The sequence below is a fragment of the Actinokineospora sp. genome, assembly GCF_050699995.1.
Lineage (GTDB): Bacteria > Actinomycetota > Actinomycetes > Mycobacteriales > Pseudonocardiaceae > Actinokineospora.
The window spans coordinates 1-8,019 of record NZ_JBOHGC010000614.1 but is presented as its reverse complement, the minus strand read 5'-3'; the positions used below and the strand labels follow the sequence as shown (position 1 = coordinate 8,019).

The window sequence follows — 8,019 nt, the reverse complement described above, 5'->3', positions numbered from 1 at the left end:
CTGCAGGCGTTGGCCGCCCAGGAAGCAGATGAGGTGGCTGAGGCGCGGCGGCGGCTGGCCACCGACGGCCCGGTCCGCCTGTCCGACCTGGACGTGCTCGACGCCCGCGCGTTCCGGTTGTTCCTCGGTCTGCTCGGCGACGCCCTGTCCGCTCGGCTGCCTGGTGACACCGAGGTCAAGACCACCACCGGTGACGGCACCATGGAGATCTGCCTGTCCTTGCTCCCCGGTGGCGGGATGGTTGACATCGACACGGAGGACGGCGTGCTGCGCGGCCCGGAACACCTCATCGACATCATCGACCTGACTCACCCGAGACTGTCCGCATGACATCGGCCTTCACCGACGAGCAGGCCGTGCAGCGCCGCAAAGCCTTGCGGGCCCTGCTGATCCGGCCCCTGCTGGTCTCGGGCAAAGACGACGACATGATCCGCCTGGTTCGCAGGCACGCGACCGAGTTGCGGCTCTGGCTCTCCCAGGAGACCGGGTGGCGTCTGCAGGTCGACGGCGACTCGGTGCGCCTGTTCAAGACCGCCCCCGCCGACGCCGATGGGACGCACCCCGCGCGAGACGGCGCCACCAAGCCCGCGTTCGGCCGCCGCCGGTATGTGCTGCTGTGCCTGGCGCTGGCCGTGCTGGAACGCGCGGACGCGCAGATCACGCTGGGCCGCCTGGCCGAGGGGGTGCTCACCGCCGCGGCTCAGCCGGACTTGGTCGACACCGGGATCTCCTTCACGCTCAGCCGCCGTGACGAGCGTTCCGACCTGGTCGCGGTGGTGCGCCTGCTGCTGGGCTGGGGCGTGCTCGACCGGGTCGCCGGCGAGGAAGACTCCTACCTCTCGGCCAACGGCGACGTGCTCTACGACGTCCGACGCCGGGTGCTTGCCGCGATGCTCACCGGACAACGCGGACCGTCGACCGTCACGGCGAGTGGCATGGACCAGCGGATCGCCGACCTCACCCATGAACTGGTGCCCGACAGCGACGAACTGCGCAACCGCGCCATGCGCCACCGGCTGACCCGCAAGCTGCTCGACGATCCGGTCGTCTACTACGACGACCTGCCCACCGACGAGCGCGCGTATCTGGTCAGCCAACGGCACGCGATCACCCGCCGCATCGCCGAGGCCACCGGGCTGGTGCCGGAGATGCGCGCCGAGGGCATCGCGATGGTCGACACCGACGACGAGCTGACCGACGTGCGGATGCCGGAGCAGCGCACCGACGGTCACGTCACCCTCCTCGTCGCCGAACACCTGGCGAGCGCGAACGCCCCGGTGTCGCTCGACGATCTGCGCGCGCACGTGCGGCGACTCGCCGTCAAGCACGCGAGCTTCTGGCGCAAGGGCGTCACCGAAGCTGGAGCCGAGGACGAACTGCTCGACATCGCCCTGGGCAAACTCCGGGCCCTGCGACTGGTGAGGAATCTGCCGGGTGCGGTCGTCCCGCTGCCCGCGATCACCCGGTACGCCGTCGACGAGCCCACCATCCGTTCCGCGAAGGGCGACAAGAAGTGAACCCGACTCCCCAGACCACGCGGTGGCAGCCCCTGCGCACCGGGCTGGTGGACCTGTTCTACTACGACATCGAGGAATTCCACTTCCACGACGGCCGACTTCTGCTGCGCGGCAACAACGGCACCGGCAAATCGAAGGTGCTGGCGCTGACCCTGCCGTTCCTGCTCGACGGCGAGCTGTCGCCGCACCGCGTCGAGCCGGACGGCGACCGCAACAAGCGCATGGAGTGGAACCTGCTGCTCGGCGGGAAACACCCGAACAGCGAGCGGCTCGGCTACACCTGGCTGGAATTCGGCAGGGTGCTGGCCGACGGCACCGCCGAGTACCGCACGATCGGCTGCGGACTCAAGGCGGTCGCGGGCCGGGGCATCGCGCGGCACTGGTTTTTCGTGACGTCCCAACGCATCGGGGAACAGCTGTCCTTGCTGAGCCCGACCCGCGTCCCACTGACCAGGGAACGGCTCAAGGACGCCGTCGACGGGCACGGGATGGTCTACGACACCGCCACGGACTATCGGCGCGCGGTCGACGAAGCGTTGTTCGGCCTCGGCACGCACCGGTATGAGGCGCTGGTCAACCTGCTGATCCAGCTGCGTCAGCCGCAACTGTCGAAGCGGCCCGACGAGAAGCTGCTGTCCCGCGCCCTGACCGAGGCATTGCCACCTCTGGACCAGTCTCTGGTGACCACCGTCGCGGACGCGTTCCGCGGCCTCGATGAGGAGCGCGAAGCGCTGCGCGGGCTCGGCGAGGCGAAATCGGCCGCCGAGGCGTTTCTGGCGCACTACCGCCGCTACGCCCGAATCGCCGCCCGCCGCCGCAGTCTTCCGCCTCGGCAGGCCCACAGCCGCTATGAGGCGCTGAACACCGACCTGACCAAGGCCGACGCGGCGTTCCACGAAGCTGAGGCAGTGCTCCGTGCCGCTGAGGAGGCGTTGGTCGATCTCGCGGCTGAACGCGGTCGCCTGGCCGCCCGGCAGGAAGCGCTCAACGACAGCCCGGAGATGGCCGACGCCAAACGGCTCGACTCGGCCCGCATCGACGCCGAGAACCTCGAACGCACCGCCGTGAAACGCGACGGTGACCAGGTCGACGCGGCGAACACCGTGCGGGCCAAGGAAGGCAAGGTCGAACGCGAGCGGCAAGCCGCCGAGACCGACCAGCACACCTTGGACACCGCGCGCGCCGCCGCCGAGCGGCGCGCGGAACTCGCGTTGGTGCGAACCGCCCATGCTGACGTGATGATCGAGTTCGCCCGCGACGAACCGCCTTACGCCACCGCCGGCCGTGCCGGGGAATCCTTGGTGGACAAGCAGGTTCACGCGGTGGCGGAGCTGGACCGGTTGCTGGCGTCGGTGTCCGCGGCCGACGTCGAGCTGCGCCGCGCGCGGGAAGCGGTCGACCGGATCACCGGCGAGCAACAGCTCGCGGTGGAACGGATAGCCGAAGCGGAAACCCGCCTCGCCGACGCGGGCGGGCGACTGGTCGAGGCATGTTCGGCTTACCTCGCGAGCGCGACCGGGTTCACTCTGTCCGATGTGGACGTGATGCTCGCGGAGCTGGAAGCGTGGACGGACAGCCTCGACGGCGTCAACCCGGTCACCGCCGCCGTCGATCACGCCGTCTCGCTGGCGACGGCGGACCTGGGCGGGCGCCAGGCCGAGGCGACGGCTCGGGCCGCGGCCGTCGACGCCGAGATCAGGGACGTCTCCGACGAGATCGACCGGCTGGAGTCCGGCGGCCACGACGCACCGCCCGTGCCACACACACGTGACGCCCAAAGCAGGCAAGGGCGACCCGGTGCTCCACTGTGGAGAGTCGTGGACTTCGCCTCGGGCGTGGGCGAGCACGACCGTGCGGGCATCGAGGCGGCGCTGGAAGCCTCGGGCATCCTCGACGCCTGGGTGACGCCCGACGGCCGACTGCTCGACGCAGCCGACACGACCATCGTCGCCCAGGAAGCGGTCACCGGCGCTGCCCTGGCATCGGTGCTGGTCCCGGCGATCGACCGGGCCGACGAGCACGCGACCACCCTCAGCGATGCGGGAATCAACGCCGTGTTGGGCGCGATCGGGCTGGGCCACAACGGATCGACCTGGGTCGACGTCGACGGCCGCTACGCCATCGGCGTGCTCTCCGGTGCGTGGCACAAGGATTCGGCCGTCTACATCGGTGAGGGCGCACGCGAGGCGGCTCGCCGCGCCCGGCTCGCCCACCTGCGGACCGAGCTGGACCGATTGCGTGTCGTGCGCGCCGATCTTGCCGACGCGGCGGCTGAGTTGGTCCGGCTGATGGACGCGCTCGTCGCCGAACGCAAGGCACTCCCAGGCGATGAGGATCTGCGGGAAGCCCACACCCGACTCGCGGGCGCCCACCAGGTCAAGCGCGGCATCGACGAGAACCTGACAGCCGCGCTCGCCGTCGTCGCCGAGAAGGCCGAGCGGGCGCAAGCCGAGCGGGACCGCGCGGAGGAGTTCGCGGGCGACGTCGGACTGCCAGTCGACCGGGACGCATTGCACGCGGTCCGCGCGGCGGTGGCCGATTACCGGGTCGCTCTCGCCGAGCTGTGGCCCGCCGCCAGGGCGGCCCACCGGGCGGCCTTGGCCGTCGCAGAGGCGGAGACCGAGTTCGCGGTGGCCCTCGGGCGGCAGCTCGCAGCGGCGGAGGAGGCCGCCGAAGCGCGGGAGCGGGCGGTGGCCGCCGCCGAACATCTTGCCGTCCTGCGGGAATCGGCGGGCGCGGGAGTCGAGCGCCTGTTCGCCGAGCTCGCCGCCGTGCGACGAGCCCTTGCCGGGTGCGAAGCGGACGCGGCCACCCTGCGGGCGAAGGAGAAGCAGGCGACCGACGACCGCGGCAAGGCCGACGGTCGCCGCGAGACGCTGCGCGAGAACATCGGTGTCGCGGTGGCCGAACGCGACCGCGCGGTCGCCGAACTGCGTGAGTTCGCCTCGACCAGCCTGCTCGCCACCGCGCTGCCGGACCTGGACGTACCCGACCCGGACACGGAGTGGGCGCCCACCCCGGCTGTCGTGCTGGCCCGCGCGATAAACACCGCGCTGGAGGACGTGGACGACGCCGACCGGCCGTGGGAACTCATCCAGCAGCGGGTGTCCAACGAGCACAAACTGCTCACCGACGCGCTCTCGCGCCACGGGCACTCGGTCGGCCTGACCGTCCACAGTGGTGTGATGCTGGTGGACGTGCGGTTCCAGGGCCGCGACCAGGACATCCCGACACTGGTCGACGCACTCACCACCGAAACCGACCAGCGCACGAACCTGTTGTCCGCCAAGGAACGGGAGATCCTGGAGAACCACCTGGTCAACGAGGTCGCCGGGACTCTGCAGGAACTCATCACCGGTGCTGAGGACCAAGTGCGCGGCATCAACGCCGACCTGGAGGCCCGCCCCACGTCGACCGGTATGCGGCTGCGGTTGCAGTGGCGTACCGCCAAGGCCGCGCCCGAGGGCCTCGACCGCGTGCGGGACCGGCTGCTGCGCCAGACCGCCGACGCCTGGGGCCAGGACGACCGCGCGCTCGTCGGGGCGTTCCTGCAGGAGCAGATCAACCGCGAACACACCACCGACGACGGCGGCGGCTGGGTAGACCAGCTCACGCGGGCCCTGGATTACCGGTCGTGGCACGAGTTCGCGATCCAGCGCTACCAGGACGGACAGTGGCGTCCGGCGTCCGGTCCGGCATCCGGCGGCGAACGCGTGCTCGCCGCGTCGGTGCCCCTGTTCGCCGCCGCGTCGTCGTTCTACAGTTCGGCGGGCAACCCGCACGCACCCCGGCTGATCGCGCTGGATGAGGCGTTCGCCGGTGTCGACGACGATTCACGGGCGAAGTGCCTCGGCCTGCTCGCGTCGTTCGACCTCGACGTGGTGATGACCAGTGAACGCGAGTGGGGCTGCTACCCGCAGGTCCCGGGGCTGGCCATCGCCCAACTCGCCCGCCGCGACGGCATCGACGCGGTCCTGGTCACCCCGTGGCGCTGGGACGGCAGGGAACGGACCGAGGTGACGAGGCCGGTGCCGTACGTGCCGAGCCCGGACACGGGTTCGGTGAGCGGGACACTCTTCGAATGACCGACGTCGACCGTCTGCGAAGGCTGTTGGGCAAGCCGGAACTCGCCTGGTTGCTCACCCGTCTGCGCAAGCGGATCGAGTCAGGCCAACCGCTGACCGGCTCGGTCACCCTCGTCAACGCGGACCCCGAGCAGCGGCGAGCCGTGGAACTGCTGCTCGGCCGTCGTGCGGGCCAGGGGACGTCGATCTCGGTGTCCCTGGACGACCTCGACCGGATGCTGCGCACCAGCGGCGCGGCCCCGAGCGTCGCGGACGCGGTGCGGGCGGTGGTCGGCGACATTCCCGACCGTGTGGCACAGGAGTCAGCCGACCAAGCGGCTTGGGCTGCCGCTCTCGCTCCCGCTGACGACCTCGTGAGACGTCGCGCGGTCCTTGCCCTCTGGCGCGACTGGCTGGCGTCCACCGGCATGGTCCGCAGGCTCAAGCCCGACCCGGCCGACGCCGCGGACCTCGTCACGCACGCCGTGCGGGTGATCGACGACCTCCCCGCACCCGGTGTCGCGCTGGGTGTGCTCGCCGCCCGCCACACCAACGAGGCCCACGCACTCGACGACGGCAGCCCGCTGGCCACGCTGGTTCTGGCCGCCGCGCGGGTGCTCGACGGGAAACCGCCCAGCGGCACCGGAACCGCCGCCGAACGCCGCGCCGCCTGGGCCGCGGTCGGCGTCCACCGCGACGAACTCTCGTCCACCGTGCTGTCGCTGGCCCTACCCGGCGGCGGCGACTCGCCCACGGCGCGTGTCCTGGGACTGGCCCGCGACGCGGGGGAGCCATGCGTGCTCACCCTGCGTCAACTCGGCCGCGACCCGGTCCTCGGTGTCGGCGCACGGCGGGTCTGGGTGTGCGAGAACCCGATCGTCGTCGCCACCGCCGCCGACGAACTCGGTGCGGACTGCCCGCCGCTGGTCTGCCTCAACGGCCAGCCGTCGACAGCGGTGATCAGACTCTTGGAACTGCTCGCTCGCGACGGCGCGGCGTTCGCTTACCACGGCGACTTCGACTGGGGCGGCGTCCACATCGCCAACCGCTTGGCCCAACACTTCCCGTGGCGCCCTTGGCGTTTCGACGTGCGGGCCTACAACGACGCGCTCACGCGAGTCGCGGGGAAGGCATTGGCCGGTCGTCAGGCAGTCGCCGTGTGGGACGCGGATCTGTCCCCGCGCATGGCCGAAGCCGGACGGCAGATTCAGGAGGAGCTCCTGCTCCCAGACCTGATCACCGACCTGGCCCGTTCGACCAGAACTTGATCAGGACCAACTCGGGCTCGCGGAAGGCACGGCGCTCCTGAACCGGCCTCCAGATCTGACATTTAGCCCCCATGAAGCTGACCGCGCGAAAGTCGAAGAGCAACTCTGCTCGTCGGCCTCGTGTCCTCCCGGTTGGACCATCAGTCGGCGTGCCGTTGCCCAAACGTGGAGACGCGTTTGCGTAGTTCTTGCCTGCTTTCGGGATTTTGGGTGTAAGGGTTCAACAACGGTTGACGACTTCGCGCCACCTCGTTGCGGAGTGACCGAAGTCGGGGAGATGCCACATACAATCGTCCGCGCGTTTCGCCAATCGCCTCCAACAATCCCAAACTGACGAGCAGTCGCAGATCGCGGGTCGCCGCTCCTTGCTCGATCTCCGCCTCGCGGGCGTAACGTGATCGTCGAACCCGCAGTCCGATCATCGCGTCGTAAAGGGCGTAGCCTGTACGCTCTGGCAGACCGTGTCGGCTTATGACGGTATCCAGCTCACTCCACATTTCGGCGGCTTCGGTCACCCGTCGAAGCACGGTCTGAGCCTGCATGTGGTGGGCGATCAGGTTGAACCTGATCCACGGTTGCGTGTCGTTGGCGGGCTGCCAGGACCCCTGCCCGACTTCGGCGAGTACTGCGTAGTACGCGGCTGTGTTCTTCCCGAGCCACTCTTCGATGCTGCTGAACTCGGGGGCGATGTTGCGCTCGCGCGCGAGGACCAGTGTTTGCAGCGCTCGGGCCATGCGTCCATTCCCGTCTCGGAACGGATGAATCATGACGAGGTTCAGATGCGCCATGGCACCGCGAACAAACGAAGGGCAGCCGCCGGGATGCTGCAGCTCGACTACCAGTTCGCCCATCAACTCTTGGAGGAAGTCAGACTCTGGCCCCTCGTAGACAACTTCGTTGACCTCTTCGTCATGCACGTAGATCGCGCTTTGTCGGTAACGCCCTGGACTCTTTTCCAGGTCGTGTCCGAGCATCATGAAATGCAGGCTGCGGATCAATGACTCGTCAAACGAAAAATGCCGATCTTCGGCGAGTTGCTGGATGGTGACTGGTCAGCTGGTCGTCTTGGCGTGGTGAGTTGATCTTTGGGCTCGCCGGGTGGATCATGGTGTGGTGCCCGACGAATCGCAGCCCTCGTATGAGGAGTTGGCGTTGTTGGTGAAGCAGTTG

5 protein-coding genes are annotated in these 8,019 nt (G+C 69.4%); 4 read left to right on the top strand and 1 reads right to left on the bottom strand.

The window, feature by feature from the left end; translation table 11 throughout:
• The 4 genes from ACRDSQ_RS29560 to ACRDSQ_RS29545 all read left to right on the top strand — a co-directional run.
• The coding region (locus ACRDSQ_RS29560) for a DUF2397 family protein (RefSeq protein ID WP_431425599.1) at window positions 1-330 on the top strand (330 nt) is incomplete at its 5' end.
• On the top strand, window positions 327-1,517 hold the full coding sequence (locus tag ACRDSQ_RS29555; protein WP_431425598.1) for a TIGR02678 family protein: 1,191 nt from the start codon (window positions 327-329) through the stop codon (window positions 1,515-1,517). The genes ACRDSQ_RS29560 and ACRDSQ_RS29555, both read left to right, overlap by 4 nt.
• Window positions 1,514-5,602, top strand: coding sequence for a TIGR02680 family protein (locus tag ACRDSQ_RS29550; RefSeq protein WP_431425596.1), 4,089 nt, complete (start codon window positions 1,514-1,516; stop codon window positions 5,600-5,602). The genes ACRDSQ_RS29555 and ACRDSQ_RS29550 overlap by 4 nt, the downstream gene beginning before the upstream one ends.
• Complete coding sequence (locus ACRDSQ_RS29545; RefSeq protein WP_431425595.1) at window positions 5,599-6,849, top strand: TIGR02679 family protein; 1,251 nt, start codon at window positions 5,599-5,601, stop codon at window positions 6,847-6,849. Before ACRDSQ_RS29550 ends, ACRDSQ_RS29545 begins: the two co-directional genes overlap by 4 nt.
• 140 nt (window positions 6,850-6,989) lie before the next feature.
• On the opposite strand, the gene ACRDSQ_RS29540 is transcribed toward ACRDSQ_RS29545, so the two are convergent.
• The gene (locus ACRDSQ_RS29540) at window positions 6,990-7,847 is read right to left on the bottom strand and encodes a Fic family protein (protein WP_431425594.1); all 858 of its coding nucleotides are present in this window, start codon (window positions 7,845-7,847) and stop codon (window positions 6,990-6,992) included.
• Between the last annotated feature and the right edge of the window lie 172 nt (window positions 7,848-8,019).

Excerpts from the sequence above, each read along its gene's own strand:
- ACRDSQ_RS29555 (WP_431425598.1), top strand. The coding sequence starts at position 327 with ATGACATCGGCCTTCACCGACGAGCAGGCCGTGCAGCGCCGCAAAGCC.
- ACRDSQ_RS29545 (WP_431425595.1), top strand. The coding sequence starts at position 5,599 with ATGACCGACGTCGACCGTCTGCGAAGGCTGTTGGGCAAGCCGGAACTC.